We start from the raw sequence: 16,820 nt of genomic DNA on the forward strand, positions 1-16,820 counted from the left end.
CGGGTCCAACTCAGCGATGCAGCCACATGCGGATCGCAAGCAGCAATTGGTCGGTGTTGACCGGCTTGGCGAGGTAATCGGACGCGCCGGCTTCGAGGCACTTCTCGCGGTCGCCCTTCATCGCCTTGGCGGTCAACGCGATGATCGGCAGACGGGAGAAGGCCGGGTTCTCGCGGATCACGCCGATGGTCTGGTAGCCATCCATCTGCGGCATCATGATGTCCATCAGCACGATCGCGATCTCCGGATTGGATTCGACCAGTGTCACCGCCTCGCTGCCCGTCGTCGCCGTCAGCACTTTCATGCCGCGTCGTTCCAGCACGCTGGACAGGGCGAAGATGTTGCGGGCGTCGTCGTCGACGAGCAGGGCGGTCTTGCCGATCAGGTCCTCGTCGGAACTGTTCAGCTTCTCCAGCATGCGCTGCTTCTCGACCGGCAGCTCCGTGATCACGCGATGCAGGAACAACGCGGTCTCGTCGAGCAGGCGCTCGGGCGATTCCACGCCCTTGACCACGATGCTGCGTGCCATGGTGTGGAGCTCGGCATCCTCCTCGGCGGAAAGCTCGCGGCCGGTGAACACCACGACGGGGATGTTCGACAGCGCCTCGTCGTTGCGGATCTGATCGAGCACCTCGAAGCCGCTCATGTCGGGAAGCCTGAGGTCTAGCACCACGCAATCGCAGGGCTGCTCGCGCAGCGTCGAGAGCGCGCCGGCCCCGGTATCCGTGGCCAGGATCTCGATGTCGTCGTGGTGCAGCAGCTCGCGGATCGAGAGCTGCTCGGCCTCGTTGTCCTCGACGATCAAGAGCCGCTTGCGCCGCGGCCGCGCATATTCCTTGATCTGCGTCAGCGCGGCCGAGACGCCCTCGGTCGTCGTCGGCTTGTTGACGAAGGAGAACGCGCCGCGCGCCAGCGCATGCTGGCGGTCCTCGTCGAGCGTGATGATCTGGACCGGGATGTGGCGGGTGAGCGGATTGTGCTTGAGCTGGCTCAGCACGGTCCAGCCGAGCATGTCGGGCAGGAAGACGTCGAGGGAGACGGCCGTCGGCTGGTACTGCTTGGCGAGCTCGAGGGCCTCGGCCCCGCGCGCGGCGACCAGGACCTTGAAGCCCTTGTCGCGGGCCAGATCGACCAGCACGCGGGCATAATGGGGGTCGTCCTCGACGATCAGGAGGATGGTGTCGCCGGGCTCGAGGTTGAGGCGGTCGTCGGGCAGCTGCTCGATGACGCGCTGCTGGTCAGGCGCGGCCGGCTGCAGCGCCGGCGGCTGGCTGTATTGCTGCGGCGCTGGCGCCCGCGGCGCGAGGGTCGGGCCGGAATATTTCAAGGGCAGATAGAGCGTGAAGGTCGAGCCCTTGCCCGGCGCGCTGCGCAGGTGGATCTCGCCGCCGAGCAGGCTGGCCAGCTCGCGGCTGATCGCAAGGCCGAGGCCGGTGCCGCCATATTTGCGGCTGGTGCCGGCGTCGGCCTGCTGGAACGCCTCGAAGATCAGCTTCTGCTTCTCCAGGGGAATGCCGATGCCGGTGTCGGACACTTCGAAGGCGATCACGGCCGGCGCGGAGTTCAGCACCGGATGATCCGTCCCCCAGCCGCCGATGGCGCCGGTGACCTGCAGGCGCACTTCGCCGTCGGCGGTGAACTTGAAGGCGTTGGAGAGCAGGTTCTTCAGAACCTGTTGCAGCCGCTTGGAGTCGGTCACGATGCTGCGCGGCAGGTTCGGATCGACGTCGATCTTGAACGACAGGTTGCGGTTGTCCGCCTCGTGCCGGAACGGCCGGCCGACGGTCTCGAGCAGGTTCGCGGTCAGGATTTCCTCGGCGTCGACCGTCACGGTGCCGGACTCGATCTTGGAGAGATCGAGAATGTCGCTGATGAGGTTCAAGAGGTCGGTGCCGGCGCCGTGGATGGTGCGGGCGAATTCGACCTGCTTGGCCGAGAGGTTGCCATCGGGGTTGTCGCTGAGCTGCTGCCCGAGGATCAGGATCGAGTTCAGCGGCGTGCGCAGCTCGTGGCTCATATTGGCGAGGAATTCGGACTTGTACTTCGACGTCAGCGCGAGCTCGGTCGCCTTCTCCTCGAGCGCGCGGCGGGCCTGCTCGATCTCCTGGTTCTTGCGCTCGACTTCGACGTTGCGCTCGGCGAGCTGCTGCGCCTTCTGCTCGAGCTGGTCGTTGGTCTGCTGCAATTCGCGCTGCTGGGTCTGCAGCTCGCCGGCGAGCTGCTGCGACTGCTTGAGCAGACCTTCCGTCTGCATCGTGGCCTCGATCGAGTTGAGCACGATGCCGATGGAGTCGGTGAGCTGCTCCAGGAACGTCATCTGCGAGGTCGTGAAGGAGACGAGCGAGGCGAGCTCGATCACGGCCTTGACCTGGCCTTCGAACAGGACCGGCAGCACGACGAGGTTCTTCGGTGCGACGCGGAACAGCGCCGAGTTGATCGGGACCACGTCGGACGGAATGTCGGAGACGACGCGCGGCCGCTTGTCGAAGGCGCACTGGCCGATCAGGCCTTCGCCGAACTGCAGCACCGGCTGATAGGGGTAGACGCCGTCGCTGGCGTAGGAGGCGAGCAGCAGGAGCTGGGGATCGTTCTCGTTCTCGACCTGGTAGATCACGCCGGTGTGGGCGTTCACCAGCGGCGACAATTCGGTGAGCAGCAGCCGGCCGACGGTGGTGAGGTCGCGCTGGCCCTGGAGCATGTTGGTGAACTTGGCGAGGTTGGTCTTCAGCCAGTCCTGTTCCGTGTTCACGTCCGTCGTGAGACGGAGGTTGGTGATCATCGTGTTGATGTTGTCTTTCAGCTCCGCCACTTCGCCGCGGGCGTCGACCTGAATCGACCGCGTCAGGTCGCCCTTGGTCACCGCGGTTGCGACTTCCGCGATCGCGCGCACCTGCGAGGTCAGGTTGGCCGCGAGCAGGTTGACGTTGCCAGTGAGATCCTTCCAGGTGCCGGCGGCGCCGGGCACGTTGGCCTGGCCGCCGAGCCGGCCTTCGACGCCGACCTCGCGCGCCACCGAGGTCACCTGATCGGCGAAGGTCGCGAGCGTCTCGGTCATGTTGTTGATGGTGTCGGCGAGCGCCGCGACTTCGCCCTTCGATTTCACGGTGAGGTTCTGCTTCAGATCGCCATTGGCGACCGCGGTCACCACCTTGACGATGCCGCGGACCTGCTCGGTCAGGTTCGCCGCCATGAAGTTGACGGTGTCGGTGAGATCCTTCCACGTGCCGGCGACGCCGGGCACCTGGGCCTGGCCGCCGAGCTTGCCCTCGGTGCCGACCTCGCGCGCGACACGCGTCACTTCGCCGGCGAAGGCGTTGAGCTGGTCCACCATGGTGTTGATGGTGTTCTTCAGCTCGAGGATTTCGCCCTTCACGTCCACTGTGATCTTGCGCGAGAGGTCGCCGCGCGCGACCGCTGTGGTGACTTCGGCGATGTTGCGGACCTGGGTGGTGAGGTTCGCAGCCAAGAGGTTGACGTTGTCGGTGAGGTCCTTCCAGGTGCCGCCGACGCCGGGCACGACGGCCTGGCCGCCGAGCCGGCCTTCGGTGCCGACCTCGCGCGCCACGCGCGTGACCTCGGCGGCAAAGGAGCGGAGCTGCTCGACCATGGTGTTCAGGGTGTCCTTGAGCAGCAGGATCTCGCCGCGCACGTCCACCGTGATCTTCTTCGACAGGTCGCCGCCGGCAATGGCGGTCGCGACCTCGGCGATGTTGCGGACCTGCGCCGTCAGGTTGGAGGCCATGAAGTTGACGTTGTCGGTGAGGTCCTTCCAGGTGCCGGCGACGCCGGGCACTTCGGCCTGGCCGCCGAGCTTGCCCTCGGTGCCGACCTCGCGCGCGACGCGCGTCACTTCGCCGGCAAAGCCGTTGAGCTGGTCCACCATGGTGTTGATGGTGTTTTTCAGCTCGAGGATTTCGCCCTTCACGTCGACGGTGATCTTGCGCGACAAGTCGCCGCGCGCGACCGCGGTCGTCACCTCGGCGATGTTGCGGACCTGGGCCGTGAGGTTGCCCGCCATCGAGTTGACGCTGTCGGTGAGATCTTTCCAGGTGCCGGCGACGCCGGGCACGTTGGCCTGACCGCCGAGCCGGCCTTCGGTGCCGACCTCGCGCGCCACGCGCGTCACCTCGCCCGCGAAGCGGTTGAGCTGATCGACCATCGTGTTCAGCGTGTCCTTGAGCTGAAGGATCTCGCCGCGCACGTCCACGGTGATCTTGCGCGACAGGTCGCCGCCGGCGATCGCGGTCGCGACCTCGGCGATGTTGCGGACCTGGGCGGTGAGGTTGCCCGCCATCGAGTTCACGGAGTCGGTCAGGTCTTTCCACGTGCCGGCGACGCCGGGCACGTCGGCCTGGCCGCCGAGCTTGCCGTCGGTGCCGACCTCGCGGGCGACGCGCGTGACTTCGCCGGCGAAGGCGTTGAGCTGGTCGACCATGGTGTTGAGCGTTTCCTTCAGCTGAAGGATTTCGCCCGACACGTTCACCGTGATCTTCTTGGACAAGTCGCCCTTGGCCACCGCGGTTGCGACCTCGGCGATGTTGCGGACCTGGCCGGTGAGGTTCGAGGCCATCGAGTTGACGCTGTCGGTGAGGTCCTTCCACGTGCCGCCGACGCCGCGCACCACCGCCTGGCCGCCGAGCTTGCCTTCGGTGCCGACCTCGCGCGCCACGCGCGTGACCTCTCCGGCGAAGGCGTTGAGCTGGTCCACCATGGTGTTGATGGTGTCTTTCAGCTCCAGAATTTCGCCGCGCACGTCCACGGTGATCTTCTTCGAGAGGTCGCCGCCGGCGACTGCGGTGGTCACCTCCGCGATGTTGCGGACCTGCGCGGTCAGGTTCGAGGCCATCGAGTTGACGCTCTCGGTCAGGTCCTTCCAGGTGCCGGCGACGCCGAGCACGTTGGCCTGGCCGCCGAGCCGGCCCTCGGTGCCGACCTCGCGCGCCACGCGCGTCACTTCGCCGGCGAAGGCGTTGAGCTGGTCGACCATGGTGTTGAGCGTTTCCTTCAGCTGAAGGATTTCGCCCGAGACGTTCACCGTGATCTTCTTCGAGAGATCCCCGCTCGCGATGGCGGTCGCGACGTCGGCGATGTTTCGGACCTGCGCGGTCAGGTTCGAGGCCATGAAGTTGACGTTGTCGGTGAGGTCTTTCCAGGTGCCGGCCACGCCGGGCACCTGGGCCTGACCGCCGAGCTTTCCTTCCGTGCCCACCTCGCGCGCGACGCGCGTGACTTCCGAGGCGAACGAGTTGAGCTGGTCCACCATGGTGTTGATGGTGTCCTTCAGCTCCAGGATTTCGCCGCGCACGTCCACCGTGATCTTGCGCGAGAGGTCGCCGCGCGCCACGGCGGTGGTGACGTTGGCGATGTTGCGCACTTGTGCGGTCAGGTTGCCGCACATCGCGTTGACCGAGTCCGTCAAGTCCTTCCAGGTGCCGGCGACGCCCGGCACGATGGCCTGGCCGCCGAGCTTGCCGTCGGTGCCGACCTCGCGCGCAACGCGCGTCACTTCGGAGGCGAACGAGCGCAGCTGGTCAACCATCGTGTTGATGGCTTCCTTGAGCTGGAGGATCTCGCCGCGGACGTCGACCGTGATCTTTTTGGAGAGGTCGCCGTTGGCCACCGCGATCGTCACCTCGGCGATGTTGCGAACCTGGTTGGTCAGGTTGTTCGCCATCGAGTTGACGCTCTCGGTGAGGTCCTTCCAGACGCCGGTCACCTCGGGCACCTGGGCCTGGCCGCCGAGCTTGCCCTCGGTGCCGACCTCGCGCGCGACGCGCGTCACCTCGGAGGTGAACACGCCGAGCTGCTTGATCATGGTGTTGACGATGGTCGCCGACTGCAAGAACTCGCCGCCGAGCGGACGGCCGTCGACGTCGAGCTTGACGGTCTGCAGCAGGTCGCCTTGTGCCACGGCGGCGACGGCGCGCGTCACCTCGCGCGTCGGCCACAACAGGTCGTCGATCAGCGTATTGACCGAACCTTCCATGTCGGCCCAGGAGCCGGAGGCGAGGCCGAACTTCACGCGCTGGCGGGTCTTGCCTTCGCGCCCCACCACCTGGCCGACCAGCTCGAGCTGCTGTGCCATGCGCTGGTTGGCTGCGATGATTTCGTTAAGAGTGTCGGCAATTTTGCCGTCAATGCCGAGATAGTCGCCGCTCATGCGGACCGAAAAGTCACCGCTGCGCATCGCCTGCAAGGCGAGTAGCAGTTCCGCCCGGGAATCCGGCTCGGACGTACCGTTGATTTTTGGCTTTGGGACGCGACGACCGGAGCGTGATGCAGTTCCGGGATCGAGGTCGCTCATACTGATTCCCCCGCAGGCGTCGGCCGAATCCGAGGCAAGACGCGTTGGTCGAATAGAGCGTCAGCCAAATTCGAAATCAAGCGCCAACGTATGGCGCCGGGAAATGGAACCCGCTTTGCTCAGCCCGACCGAGCTAACGATGATGCCCCGATTTGGTTCCACACCGCTCGGAAAGAAAATGCCTCCCGGGTCCGGTCGCCCCCTGCGTCCGTCGGCGTCCATCCTTCGGAACGGAGCGCCGAGCCCGACGGTTAGCCAGCGCAGACAGGGAGAACGGATATGAAAGCAGGACTTGCCGCCATCGCCATTATCGTGCTTGCCGCGGGATCGGCCCTGGCGCAGGGCGGTGCGCCGAGCGGGCGCGGGTCCGTGACGGGCGACCCCGCCGCAAGCTCCGCCAACCCGCGGGCGGACACGCCGACCACCGGAGCGGCCACCCGCTCGAATCCAAGCGGAAGCGGCACGTCGTCGTCCGGCGGCAAGGACGACAACGGCGATGCAGGCCGCGACAAGATGCCGGAGAGTGACCGCACCGTGCGGCCGCAAAGCCAGCAACGTCCGAGCGACAAGTAGAGGCTATTTGTCCGCCATGGTGCGCTCGGCGTCCCTGACCTGCGCGCGCAGCAGCGGCAGCTGTTCGCGCGCGAACGCTGCGAGCGCCGCGTTGTCGGGCGCCACCAGGTAGCGCTCGAGCAGGCCGATGATGGATTCATATTCGGGAATCTGCGCCGCATAGAAGCTTCTGACGTAAGCCGGGCCGTCCGACATTTCGGGCTCGACGAGGCTCGCGCTTGGAGAGGCGAGCGCTGCCTTTCCGATTTGCAGTTCCGCGCCGATGGCCTCCTGGACCTCTTTCAGCTTCTTGTCGCGCTTGACCGCTTCCTCGGCGCGCAAGGCGGCGAGATTCTTGACCTCCGCGTTGCCCTGGAGGTCGGTGTTCTCGAGCAGCCCTTGTTGAAACCGGCTGAAATTGTAGACGGCGCTGATCACCTCGATCGCGGAGGGTGGCCGTTCGCCGGGCTTTCGTTCGGCAACGCTGTCGGCAAGCGCCGAGGTGCTGATGAATGCCAGGATGATTGCGGCGACAACTCGCATCGATCTTCAATGACCAACGCCGTGCGAAAGTTCCCTGAACCATTACGATCCGGTAAGCGGGTTGCGACGCAGGAGTTCCGTCCCCACGTCTTTTATATGAAACAGTCTGACATCTTCAGAGACAATGCCGACAATTGTCTTCAGCTTGCCGAGCGTGCCGACGGACAGCCCGCCCATAAGCGCTATTCGCGCATGGCCGACGCCTGGACGGCGCTGGCCAACGAGCAGGATTGGCTCGATGGCGAAATTTCGCCCGTCCCGGCTCATGCAGCCCCAAAGCGGAACGGGTGAGCTCGGCCTCACGAACCTGCATGTGAGACCGCTCACGGAAGGCACGCAACTGATTTGGGATCATCCGGGGAACGTCGATCGCGGCGATTTCCAGTTGCAGAAGGAGGTTTGGCGATGGCTCCACGTCTGGCTCTTCTTTCCCTCATTCTCGCCTTTGGCGTCTCCGTCGCCTTCGCGACGGTGACGACGGTGCGACAGGTGCATCTCGAGAACGCATCTGCCGTTCACGCCGCGCGCAGCTGATTGCAGCAGCGGAACATTCGCGGCCGTAATGCGTAAGCGCTCCGACACATCAGGAGAAGCGAGAACGCATCATGGCCCATTCCGACCAAGGCATCGTCAAGGACAAGCGTGGGGAGGTGCAGCCACGCGACAAGGAACGTGCGCAATCCGTGCACAAGACGGATCCGAAAGGCTCGCCTTCGCGTGAAGCGACGCGCGATCCCAAGCTGAACGACAACAGCAAGACGCCAGGTTCCGGCGCCATGCCGGACGGCTCGAGCGACGCCACAGGCTAGCTCTCACCAGGAACGAATTCGCGCGGGAAGAGTCGACGGATTGCTTCCGGCAGTCATGCCCCCGGTGCGCCGGAAGCATCTCCAAGGACGGCCCTGGCACCCACCGTGCCGGGGTCGTTTGCTTGTGGAAGAGGCTTATGTGCGTCAGCCGCCGCCGCTCTCCGGATCCCCCTGAGTATGTCCGTCAGGCCCGCGGCCGAACACGCCGAAGCTGCTTGACTTCACGCCGGCAGCGGCATCGACGCCCACAGCGGCCAGTCCGAACTTGAGGAGTTCGCGGACGGCTGCCGCCCGCGTCGGCATGCGGTGTTTGAACCGGAAATCGTCGACGGCGGCCAACTCTTCCGGCGAGAGCATGACCTGAAGGCGCTCGGCGCGAAGGTCGTTCATGGCGATCACGCAAATTGAGTAGGTTGAGTAGTTTACTCAACGAACCAACTTGATGAGAGTTCCGCGAAAGCCGATAAAGCCTCCAAATGAGTAGGAAAACAAAATAAAATCAATGATTTAGAAACGCGCCACGCCGTAAGGCATTGTTCCCGGAAGGGAGAGAGACCATGGCGGACGAAGTCAGGTTGCCTCGCAAGCTGTCCGAAGAGCCCGCGGCGCCCGGGCCGGTGCGGCCAAGCCAGCAGAAGATCATCGATGAGGTCGAGCGCTGGGCCAACAGCCCGGGCCTCCAGCCGCCGCAATCGCAGCCCTCGACGGGGGCGAAAGCGAACTAGGGCTTCGCGTAGCGAGAGCCCGTTGCCGACGGCGAATGGCCTGATCGGCGCGATGTGTGGGAGACAATGCGAAGCTTGCGCCTGAGCCACCACGCCGACACGGAAACGATGGCCCAGACCGTCAGCGCGAAGATGAAAGCGAATACGGCGCTTGCCTCGATGATGGCATAGAAGATGGCGGCGAACGCGGCGAGGCCGATGCTGCCGAGTGCGGCGCCTGTGGCATCGAGCGCCGCCGCCTTCTGCCCGCGACGGCGCCCGCTCAAGCCGGCCTTCTCCTTGGCGTGACGCTCGTGGCTTTCGATCAGTGTCGCGCTGGCGCAGAAGACGGCCGGAAGAGCAAGAAAGAGCCCGCCGACGGCTGTGCCGAACTTCGAGCCGATAACGCCCGCGAGCACCGTGGCACCGCCGCCGAGCAGGAAGCGAATGGCGTACTCGTACCACCGCGTCTGTTTCAGCGCCGATGTCGATAGCTTCACCAGCATCAGGCCGCACCTCCCAGGCCGGCGAGCAGGCCGAAGGCGACCACGAGCCATGCGGCAAAGGCGAGGATCGTTGCTGGAAGCGCCCCGAGACGGAGCCTCATCAGGAGGTGGCAGACGACGACGCTGTAGCAGGCGAGCGCGATGGCGCCATAGATCATCGTCCAGCTCTCGGCCGCAGCATATTGCGGGCCGTGCTGGACCACTGCGATGCCGAGAGTAGCCAGCGCCACCGACGGCGCTGCGCCAAGCAGCCCGGCAAAGCTCTTCGGCCGCAGCATGTCACCGAAGATCGCGAAGACGGATACGATCAGACCGCCGGCGACGAAGCGCACGAGATACTCGGTCATGGTTGTCCCTCCGAGCCCTCGTGCCGCTGCCGTGACGCCGCCAGCGTGAACGGCCTGAGCAATCGCTCGACGATGATGCCGAGCGTGAAGCCTGCCACGACGTCGCTGGCCCAGTGCGCGAGCAGCGCGACCCGCGTCAGGGACAGCGCTACGGCAAAGGAGCGCGCCAGGCTGCGGCGAGCCGGCGGCAACAGACCGGCGGCCGAGGCAAGGGCGCCCATATGCACGGCGTGACCTGAGGGAAATGCGTCGCGGGCCCGCCCCGAAAAGGGAACACCGCGCCAGTGGCCGCTCACCGTCAGCCGGTCGGGCCTCGTTTGATCGAACACGGATTTCAAGACATGCGGCAACACGGCCGTCACCAGCGACACGATCAGGACGTGATCGGCCAAGGGGCGCTGCTGCGGATGCCGGAGGCGGGTGTAGAGCCATCCCGCCGCCGCGAGTGCGACCAGGATATGCTCGTCGGCACCCCAGGTCATGGCCTGGGCGGCATGCTCGAGCCCCGAGTTGGTATTGTGCGCGATCTCGTTGGCGATCGCCGTATCGATCCGGGTGGGTTTGACTGTTACTAAGGCCATCGGTCCGTCGGCGAGATATCCTCCATGACGGTTTTGTAAAGCCTGGAAACAAGGAAGGTTCCTGGGCGCAACCGACAGGCATCGCGCAGCGGCAGCGCGATGACGTTTCTCATCGCGCTGCCGGGAAGCACGCCGGGACGGCCGGCGTCCTGCAGCAATGCGTTACTTGGTTTGGCCGACGCTCGGCGCCCTGCCGAGGTTCTTGGCCATGTCGAGGTGGTGCTTCAACGCCGGGAGTGTCTTGCCGGCCCAATCCTTGAGCTCGGCATTGTCGCCACCCTTGGCGTAACGTTCGAACAGCGACACGGCATCTTCATGCGCGCTGACCTGATAGGAATTGTAGTCCGAGCTGAAATCCTTGCCGCTCGCATTCTTGAGCTTGTCGATCTTGCTCTGATGCGAGCTGTCGAGCGCCGTCGGCAGCGTGGCCTGCACCTTGCCATTGCCGACCAGTCCCTTGAGCTCGCTGCTCGTCTTGGTGTGATCGGTGATCATCTGCTGCGCGAAGGTCTTCTCCTCCGCGTTGCCCTTCTGCTGAGCAAGCTTGCTTGATTCGATCTCGAACATGTCGCTGATCGCGACCTGGGTCACGAAGTCGGCGGTCGCAGGCGCAACGCCGAGCACCGAATTCACGCCAGTCTTTTCGCCGAGCGACTGGGCGAGAGCCGGGCCTGCGAGAACCATGCAGGCAAGCGCGATGATTGTGCGTTTCATGGTCAAATCCTTCCGATAGGTCGCGCGGCCGCTTGCCGGCGATGTGCGCCGACCAACACGCCGCCGGGGCCGAGGTTCCTAACGGCTAATCCGCGGGATTGCGTCCGGTGCGCGGATTGATCGGATCTGTCGGCTTGCGTCGAAGCCGCTCGGGCAGGAACGGTTCGGCCGGCGCAGCGGTTGCGTCGGCCCGGACGTCAGCATGGCGCTGCGCCCGCTCGTGCGGCGTCCGATTGTCGTTGATGTGGTACTTCACGTCGACGCCATCGACGGGGTCGTTGACGCCGTGCCTGATATCGCGGAAGTCACTCATGGCTCACCCTCATTGCTTTCCGGGCAGAATCGATTCCAGCACCTGCCGCGCGGCTCCCTTGATCATCCCGCTTTCGTTCGGGTCGCCCTTCATCAGGGCGAGCGAAAAGTTCTTCGCCTGCTGCAAGGTGATGTGCGGCGGCAGCGGCGGCACCTCGGGATCGGTTTTCACCTCCAGCACGACGGGCATCTCGCTCGCAAGCGCCTGCTCCCAGGCCGAGCCGAGCAGCTGTGGGCTGTCGACGAAGATGCCGCGCAGGCCGATCAGCTCGGCGAAGCGCGAATAGGAGACATCGGGAATGCGCTGCGAAGCCTCGAACTTGGGATCACCGTTGATGATGCGCTGCTCCCAGGTGACCTGATTGAGATCCTCGTTGTTGAAGACGCACACGATGAAACGCGGGTCCTTCCAGTCGCGCCAATACTTCGCCGCGGTGATCAGCTCGGCCATGTTGTTCATCTGCATGGCACCGTCGCCGACGAGTGCAATCACGGGGCGGTCGGGATGGGCGTATTTGGCCGCGAGCGCGTAAGGCACCGCAGCGCCCATCGAGGCGAGGCCGCCGGACAGCGAGGCCGTCATGCCGCGCCGCATCTTGAGGTCCCGCGCGAACCAATTGGCGCATGAGCCGGAATCGCTGGTGATGATGGCGCGGTCGGGCAGGCGCGGAGACAATTCCCAGGCGACGAGCTGCGGATTGACTGGCGCGGCGGGCTGATGCGCGCGGTCATCCAAGGTCTTCCACCATTTCGCGACGTCCTCCTGGATGCTCTGGCGCCAGGCGCCGTCGCTCCTGGTTTTCAGCCGTGGCAACAAGGCGCGCAGCGTCTCGGCGGCATCGCCGACGAGGCCGACCTCCATGGGAAAACGGATCGACATCATGCTGGCGTCGATGTCGATCTGCACGCCGCGCGCGCTGCCTTCCTTCGGCAGGAATTCGGCGTAGGGAAAGGCCGAGCCCACCATCAGCAGCGTGTCGCATTCCATCATCATGTTGTAGCTGGGCTCGGTGCCGAGCAGGCCGATCGAGCCGGTGACCCATGGCAGGTCGTCGGGCAGCGCTGCCTTGCCGAGCAATGCCTTGGCGCAGCCGGCCGACAGCCGGTCGGCGACCGCAATGACGTCGTCGGTGGCGCCAAGTGCGCCGGCGCCGACGAGCATCGCGACCTTCTTGCCGGCATTGAGGATCTCCGCGGCACGGTCGAGATCGGCATCACGAGGGATGACTTTAGGCGCGCTGTAACCGACGCCGGAGTGCAGCGTGCCGTGCGCGCGCGGCGGGTCCTCGTAAGGCTCCTCCTGCAAGTCGTTGGGCAAGATGATGACGGTCGGAGTCCGCCGCGCCAGTGCGATCCGCACCGATCGATCAATCAGGTGTCGCACTTGTGCAGGCGAGGAGGCCTGCACGACATAGGCGCCTGCGACGTCCTTGAACATCGAGAGAAGATCGAGCTCCTGCTGATAATGACCGCCAAGCGCATTGCGAGCCTGCTGGCCGACGATCGCCAGCACCGGCTGGTGATCGAGCAGCGCGTCGTACAGCCCGGTGACGAGATGCGAGGCGCCGGGGCCGGAGGTCGCAATGCAGACACCGAGCTCGCCCGAGAATTTCGCGTAGGCGGTCGCCATGAACGCCGCCATCTCCTCGTGCCGCGCCTGCACGAAGCCGATCTTGCCGTCGGCCCGGTTCATCGCACCGAACACGCCGTTGATGCCGTCGCCGGGATAGCCAAAGATGTGGCGCACGCCCCATTGGTGCAGGCGCTGAATGATGAAGTCGGAGACGGTCTGGGACATGCGGGCGGCTCTCTTTGTTGTTGTTGCGGCCTCGGTCGTCTCAGAGAACCGGTTCTTTGTGGTGATGTTCCCAAGCATTTGCGGAACACGCGCCGGAACGATCGCTCACCCCTTTCGGTTGATTCCCAAATGGCTGAGTGGAGAATGACGATGCTGAATCAGGGTGAACTGGACCGCAACGAGATGGGCCGGCTGATCGGAAGCGACAAGGTCGAGGGAACCGCCGTCTACGGCGCCGATCGTAACAAGATCGGATCGATCGAACGGGTCATGATCGACAAGATCAGCGGCAAGGTCTCTTATGCAGTGCTTGGTTTCGGCGGCTTTCTCGGCCTCGGCAATGATCACTATCCGTTGCCCTGGCAGTCGCTGAAGTACGACACCGAGCTCGGCGGTTACGTGACCGCGATTACCGCCAAGGATCTGGAAGGCGCGCCGAAATATAGTGAGAAGACCGACTGGAACTGGGGCGATGACGCCGCCGTGCGCGGCATCAACTCCTATTACGGCGTTCCCTTCGCTTGAGCTTTGTGAGGTGCGCCTCACTCATCCCAGCGCTTCCCTCCGCCCGGGGCCCGCATGCACATGCACCTGTTTGGCATGCAGCACTTCGCCGCATTCCGAGCACACCATGATGGGGTCGAACAGCTTGCCGCAGCTCTTGTGCTCATGCAGCAGCGGGCGGCCGCGCTCATCGCCCATATGGGTGTCGCCCCAATGCACCATCGCCATGATGATCGGGTAGAGGTCGAGCCCCTTTTGGGTGAGGATGTATTCGTAGCGCTTCGGCGCCTCGGAATAGGGGACGCGGCGCAGAATGCCGAAGCGGACCAGCTTCTTCAGCCGTTCCGAGAGCAGATGGCGTGTGATCTGGAGCGAGGATTGAAAGCCCTCGAACCGCCGTACCCGCAAGAAGCACTCGCGCAGGATCAGCAGCGTCCAGCGGTCGCCGATCGCGGCGACGGTGCGGGCGAGCGAGCAGGGCTCTTCCTCAAGCGTGTCCCATTTCATGATGCGGTTCCTGCAGGAAGTCAGTCTGAAAAAGGAACTAAGTTGATCGGTCAGAGAGATTTGTGCCCAAAGTTAGCATTCGTCTGGTCAGTTTGACAGTTCTATTTTTGAACTATAGCCTCCGGCACATAAAGCGCCGCACGCCCACAGTGCGGCTCACCGGAGGAGGCGATCTTGTCCAAGCGAAACGCCACTGCGGCCGTCATCGGGGCCGGCGATTTCATCGGTGCCGAGATCGCCAAGAAGTTTGCCGCCGAAGGGTTCTCGATTTTCGCCGGCCGCCGCAATGGAGATAAGCTCGCGCCGTTGGTGCAAGAGATCGAAGCCGACGGTGGCGAGATCCACGCCCGCTCGCTCGACGCGCGGAAGGAGGATGAGGTCATTGCCTTCCTGAACGACGCCGACAAGCATGCACCGCTCGAAGTCTGCATCTTCAACGTCGGTGCCAACGTCAATTTCCCGATCCTCGACACCACCGAGCGCGTGTTTCGCAAGGTCTGGGAGATGGCCTGCTATTCCGGCTTCCTCGCGGGGCGCGAGGCGGCGCGGCTGATGCTGCCGCGCGGCGGCGGCAACATCTTCTTCACGGGTGCGACCGCAAGCGTGCGCGGCGGCAGCGGCTTTGCCGCCTTTGCCAGCGCCAAGTTCGGCCTGCGCGCGGTGGCGCAGGCGATGGCGCGCGAGCTCGGGCCGAAGAACATCCACGTCGCCCATCTCATCATCGATTCCGGCGTCGACACCGAATGGGTGCGCCAGCGCCGGCTCGAGGCGCTCGGCCCGAATGCGCTTGACGATCCCGACCTCCTGATGCCGCCGTCGTCGGTCGCGAACGCCTATTGGCAGCTTTATCAGCAGCCGAAGAGCGCCTGGACCTTCGAGATGGAGATCCGCCCCTTCGGAGAGAAATGGTGACCGCGGCGGGAAAGTCCGGCTAGACTGATCTCAACATCGAGCAAATTCCGGGAGGACCTTCAGTGAAGACCGCGATCACCGAACTGTTCGGCATCGAGCACCCGATCATCCAGGGCGGCATGCATTTCGTCGGCTTCGCCGAGCTGGCGGCGGCCGTCTCCAATGCCGGCGGGCTCGGCATCATCACCGGTCTCACGCAGAAGACGCCGGAGCTGCTCGCCAAGGAGATCGCGCGCTGCCGCGACATGACGGACAAGCCGTTCGGCGTCAATCTCACTTTCCTGCCAGCCTTCTCGGCGCCGCCTTATCCGGAATACATCGCGGCCATCGTCGAGGGCGGCATCAAGGCGGTGGAGACCGCAGGCCGCAGCCCGGAAGCCTACATGCCGGCGCTGAAGGCCGCTGGCATCAAGGTCATCCACAAATGCACCTCGGTGCGCCACTCGCTGAAGGCCGAGCGCATCGGCTGCGATGCCGTCAGCGTCGACGGCTTCGAGTGTGGCGGCCATCCCGGCGAGGACGACATCCCCAACATGATTCTGCTGCCGCGTGCGGCGGAGGAGTTGAAGATCCCGTTCGTCGCCTCCGGCGGCATGGCCGACGGTCGCAGCCTGGTCGCGGCGCTCTCGCTGGGCGCGGCGGGCATGAACATGGGCACGCGCTTCATCGCCACCAAGGAAGCGCCGGTGCACCAGAACGTCAAGGACGCGCTGGTCGCGGCCACCGAGCTCGACACCCGCCTGATCATGCGGGCGTTGCGCAATACCGAGCGCGTCCTGAAGAACGCCAATGTCGACCGCCTGCTCGAGATCGAGCGCGAGAAGGGCGCCAAGCTCACCATCGACGACATCCACGATCAGGTCGCGGGCGTCTATCCCAAGATCATGCTGGACGGCCAGATGGACGCCGGCGCCTGGAGCTGCGGCATGGTCGCAGGCCTGATCCACGACATCCCGTCTTGCAAGGAGCTGATCGATCGCATCATGGACGAAGCGGAAACCATCATCCGCAGCCGCCTGCTGGGGTTCCTGGACGGGACGGGGGCGACGCGAAAGGTCGCCTGACACCCGTCAAACTTCTTAACCACGGCGGCATTTGACCGCTGGAATTGCGCGCGGCGCCTCCTAGATAGGGGTAAATTGCCCCTTTCATAAATCGATTTCAGGAGGCATCCGTGGTCCTGAAAAGTGTTCACTTCGCAATTGCCTTTGCCCTCGTGGTCGCAGGGGCCGGTGTCGCGCGCGCCGACGACTACAAGCCCGACGAATATCTCGGCCTCGATCTCTCAAAGGCCCTGGTGTCGCCGAAACGTCTCGGGCCGGAGACGCACTTCGCCCCGGTCGCGCTCGAAGCGCGTGGCGGCAACGAGGCACAGGCGCGCGCTGAGCCCGTCGAGGTGCCGAAGAAGGTTGCCGCCGAACGCGTTCGTGTGGCCGAGCCGAAGGCCGCGCATGCGGCGAGCACACCGCCGCGCGGCGCGGCCCGCGCCAAGCTTGCCCACCGCCGGGGCAATCCGCTGGATGCGCAGGCGATGGACACCCGTATCCAGACCTGGCCATGCCGCTCCGGCGGCATCTGCAACTGGAAGCGGTAGGCGCGAGAGCCGTCGCTGTGTCTTTCCCTCTCCCCGTAAGAACGGGGCGAGGGAGCAGACCGCGCTCCGCGGTTGCAACGGACGTCATCCCCGCGTCGCAAAACCGTAGGCGCGGAGTCAAGAAACCGTAAGC

Annotated in this window: 19 protein-coding genes; 9 read left to right on the forward strand and 10 right to left on the reverse strand. The window is 64.9% G+C overall.

Annotated features, from left to right (window positions below; all coding sequences use genetic code 11):
- Positions 1-10 precede the first annotated feature (10 nt).
- Positions 11-6,304, reverse strand: coding sequence for a HAMP domain-containing protein (locus DCG74_RS14755; RefSeq protein WP_172787316.1), 6,294 nt, complete (start codon positions 6,302-6,304; stop codon positions 11-13).
- A 279-nt stretch (positions 6,305-6,583) separates the two neighbouring features.
- Between DCG74_RS14755 and DCG74_RS14760 the strand changes: the two genes are divergently transcribed.
- The gene (locus DCG74_RS14760; protein WP_172787317.1) at positions 6,584-6,877 is read left to right on the forward strand and encodes a hypothetical protein; all 294 of its coding nucleotides are present in this window, start codon (positions 6,584-6,586) and stop codon (positions 6,875-6,877) included.
- A 3-nt stretch (positions 6,878-6,880) separates the two neighbouring features.
- Here DCG74_RS14760 and DCG74_RS14765 read toward each other — a convergent pair whose 3' ends face one another.
- Positions 6,881-7,399: a DUF4142 domain-containing protein gene (locus DCG74_RS14765; RefSeq protein WP_172787318.1), complete on the reverse strand. Its 519-nt coding sequence runs from the start codon at positions 7,397-7,399 to the stop codon at positions 6,881-6,883.
- A gap of 96 nt (positions 7,400-7,495) precedes the next feature.
- On the opposite strand from DCG74_RS14765, the gene DCG74_RS14770 reads away from it, so the two are divergent.
- The 3 genes from DCG74_RS14770 to DCG74_RS14780 all read left to right on the forward strand — a co-directional run bounded on the left by DCG74_RS14770 (position 7,496) and on the right by DCG74_RS14780 (position 8,208).
- Positions 7,496-7,690 carry a hypothetical protein gene (locus DCG74_RS14770; RefSeq protein ID WP_172787378.1) on the forward strand — a complete coding sequence of 65 codons (195 nt, stop codon included), beginning with the start codon at positions 7,496-7,498 and terminating at the stop codon, positions 7,688-7,690.
- Positions 7,691-7,804: 114 nt separating this feature from the next.
- Positions 7,805-7,933 (forward strand): hypothetical protein, encoded by a 129-nt coding sequence (locus tag DCG74_RS14775; protein WP_257187568.1) that lies wholly within the window; start codon positions 7,805-7,807, stop codon positions 7,931-7,933.
- A 71-nt stretch (positions 7,934-8,004) separates the two neighbouring features.
- Positions 8,005-8,208 (forward strand): hypothetical protein, encoded by a 204-nt coding sequence (locus DCG74_RS14780; RefSeq protein WP_172787319.1) that lies wholly within the window; start codon positions 8,005-8,007, stop codon positions 8,206-8,208.
- Positions 8,209-8,352: 144 nt separating this feature from the next.
- On the opposite strand, the gene DCG74_RS14785 is transcribed toward DCG74_RS14780, so the two are convergent.
- A complete protein-coding gene (locus DCG74_RS14785; protein ID WP_172787320.1) occupies positions 8,353-8,598 on the reverse strand; it encodes a hypothetical protein in 246 nt (81 codons plus the stop codon).
- Between the two features lie 167 nt (positions 8,599-8,765).
- On the opposite strand from DCG74_RS14785, the gene DCG74_RS14790 reads away from it, so the two are divergent.
- Positions 8,766-8,933, forward strand: coding sequence for a hypothetical protein (locus tag DCG74_RS14790; RefSeq protein WP_172787321.1), 168 nt, complete (start codon positions 8,766-8,768; stop codon positions 8,931-8,933).
- On the opposite strand, the gene DCG74_RS14795 is transcribed toward DCG74_RS14790, so the two are convergent.
- From DCG74_RS14795 to DCG74_RS14820, 6 genes are all read right to left on the reverse strand, one after another.
- On the reverse strand, positions 8,930-9,418 hold the full coding sequence (locus DCG74_RS14795) for a DUF3147 family protein (RefSeq protein ID WP_172787322.1): 489 nt from the start codon (positions 9,416-9,418) through the stop codon (positions 8,930-8,932). The genes DCG74_RS14790 and DCG74_RS14795 overlap by 4 nt on opposite strands.
- A complete protein-coding gene (locus tag DCG74_RS14800; RefSeq protein WP_172787323.1) occupies positions 9,418-9,765 on the reverse strand; it encodes a DUF3147 family protein in 348 nt (115 codons plus the stop codon). Before DCG74_RS14800 ends, DCG74_RS14795 begins: the two co-directional genes overlap by 1 nt.
- Positions 9,762-10,346 (reverse strand): phosphatase PAP2 family protein, encoded by a 585-nt coding sequence (locus tag DCG74_RS14805; protein WP_172787324.1) that lies wholly within the window; start codon positions 10,344-10,346, stop codon positions 9,762-9,764. Before DCG74_RS14805 ends, DCG74_RS14800 begins: the two co-directional genes overlap by 4 nt.
- 162 nt (positions 10,347-10,508) lie before the next feature.
- The gene (locus tag DCG74_RS14810) at positions 10,509-11,060 is read right to left on the reverse strand and encodes a DUF4142 domain-containing protein (RefSeq protein ID WP_172787325.1); all 552 of its coding nucleotides are present in this window, start codon (positions 11,058-11,060) and stop codon (positions 10,509-10,511) included.
- An 85-nt stretch (positions 11,061-11,145) separates the two neighbouring features.
- On the reverse strand, positions 11,146-11,373 hold the full coding sequence (locus DCG74_RS14815; protein ID WP_172787326.1) for a hypothetical protein: 228 nt from the start codon (positions 11,371-11,373) through the stop codon (positions 11,146-11,148).
- Between the two features lie 9 nt (positions 11,374-11,382).
- Positions 11,383-13,170 carry a thiamine pyrophosphate-requiring protein gene (locus DCG74_RS14820; RefSeq protein WP_172787327.1) on the reverse strand — a complete coding sequence of 596 codons (1,788 nt, stop codon included), beginning with the start codon at positions 13,168-13,170 and terminating at the stop codon, positions 11,383-11,385.
- A 150-nt stretch (positions 13,171-13,320) separates the two neighbouring features.
- Between DCG74_RS14820 and DCG74_RS14825 the strand changes: the two genes are divergently transcribed.
- The gene (locus DCG74_RS14825) at positions 13,321-13,695 is read left to right on the forward strand and encodes a PRC-barrel domain-containing protein (RefSeq protein ID WP_172787328.1); all 375 of its coding nucleotides are present in this window, start codon (positions 13,321-13,323) and stop codon (positions 13,693-13,695) included.
- Between the two features lie 21 nt (positions 13,696-13,716).
- Here the strand turns inward: DCG74_RS14825 and DCG74_RS14830 are convergent, their stop codons facing one another.
- On the reverse strand, positions 13,717-14,181 hold the full coding sequence (locus DCG74_RS14830; RefSeq protein WP_172787329.1) for a helix-turn-helix domain-containing protein: 465 nt from the start codon (positions 14,179-14,181) through the stop codon (positions 13,717-13,719).
- A gap of 174 nt (positions 14,182-14,355) precedes the next feature.
- Here DCG74_RS14830 and DCG74_RS14835 point away from each other — a divergent pair, with 174 nt between their 5' ends.
- The 3 genes from DCG74_RS14835 (at position 14,356) to DCG74_RS14845 (ending at position 16,687) form a co-directional block, all read left to right on the forward strand.
- Positions 14,356-15,093, forward strand: a complete 738-nt coding sequence (locus tag DCG74_RS14835; protein ID WP_172787330.1) for an SDR family oxidoreductase — start codon at positions 14,356-14,358, stop codon at positions 15,091-15,093.
- Positions 15,094-15,155: 62 nt separating this feature from the next.
- Complete coding sequence (locus DCG74_RS14840; protein WP_172787331.1) at positions 15,156-16,157, forward strand: nitronate monooxygenase family protein; 1,002 nt, start codon at positions 15,156-15,158, stop codon at positions 16,155-16,157.
- 110 nt (positions 16,158-16,267) lie between these two features.
- Positions 16,268-16,687, forward strand: coding sequence for a hypothetical protein (locus DCG74_RS14845; RefSeq protein WP_172787332.1), 420 nt, complete (start codon positions 16,268-16,270; stop codon positions 16,685-16,687).
- Positions 16,688-16,820: the final 133 nt, after the last annotated feature.

Source organism: Bradyrhizobium sp. WBAH42 (genome assembly GCF_024585265.1).
In the GTDB taxonomy this organism is placed as follows: Bacteria; Pseudomonadota; Alphaproteobacteria; order Rhizobiales; family Xanthobacteraceae; genus Bradyrhizobium.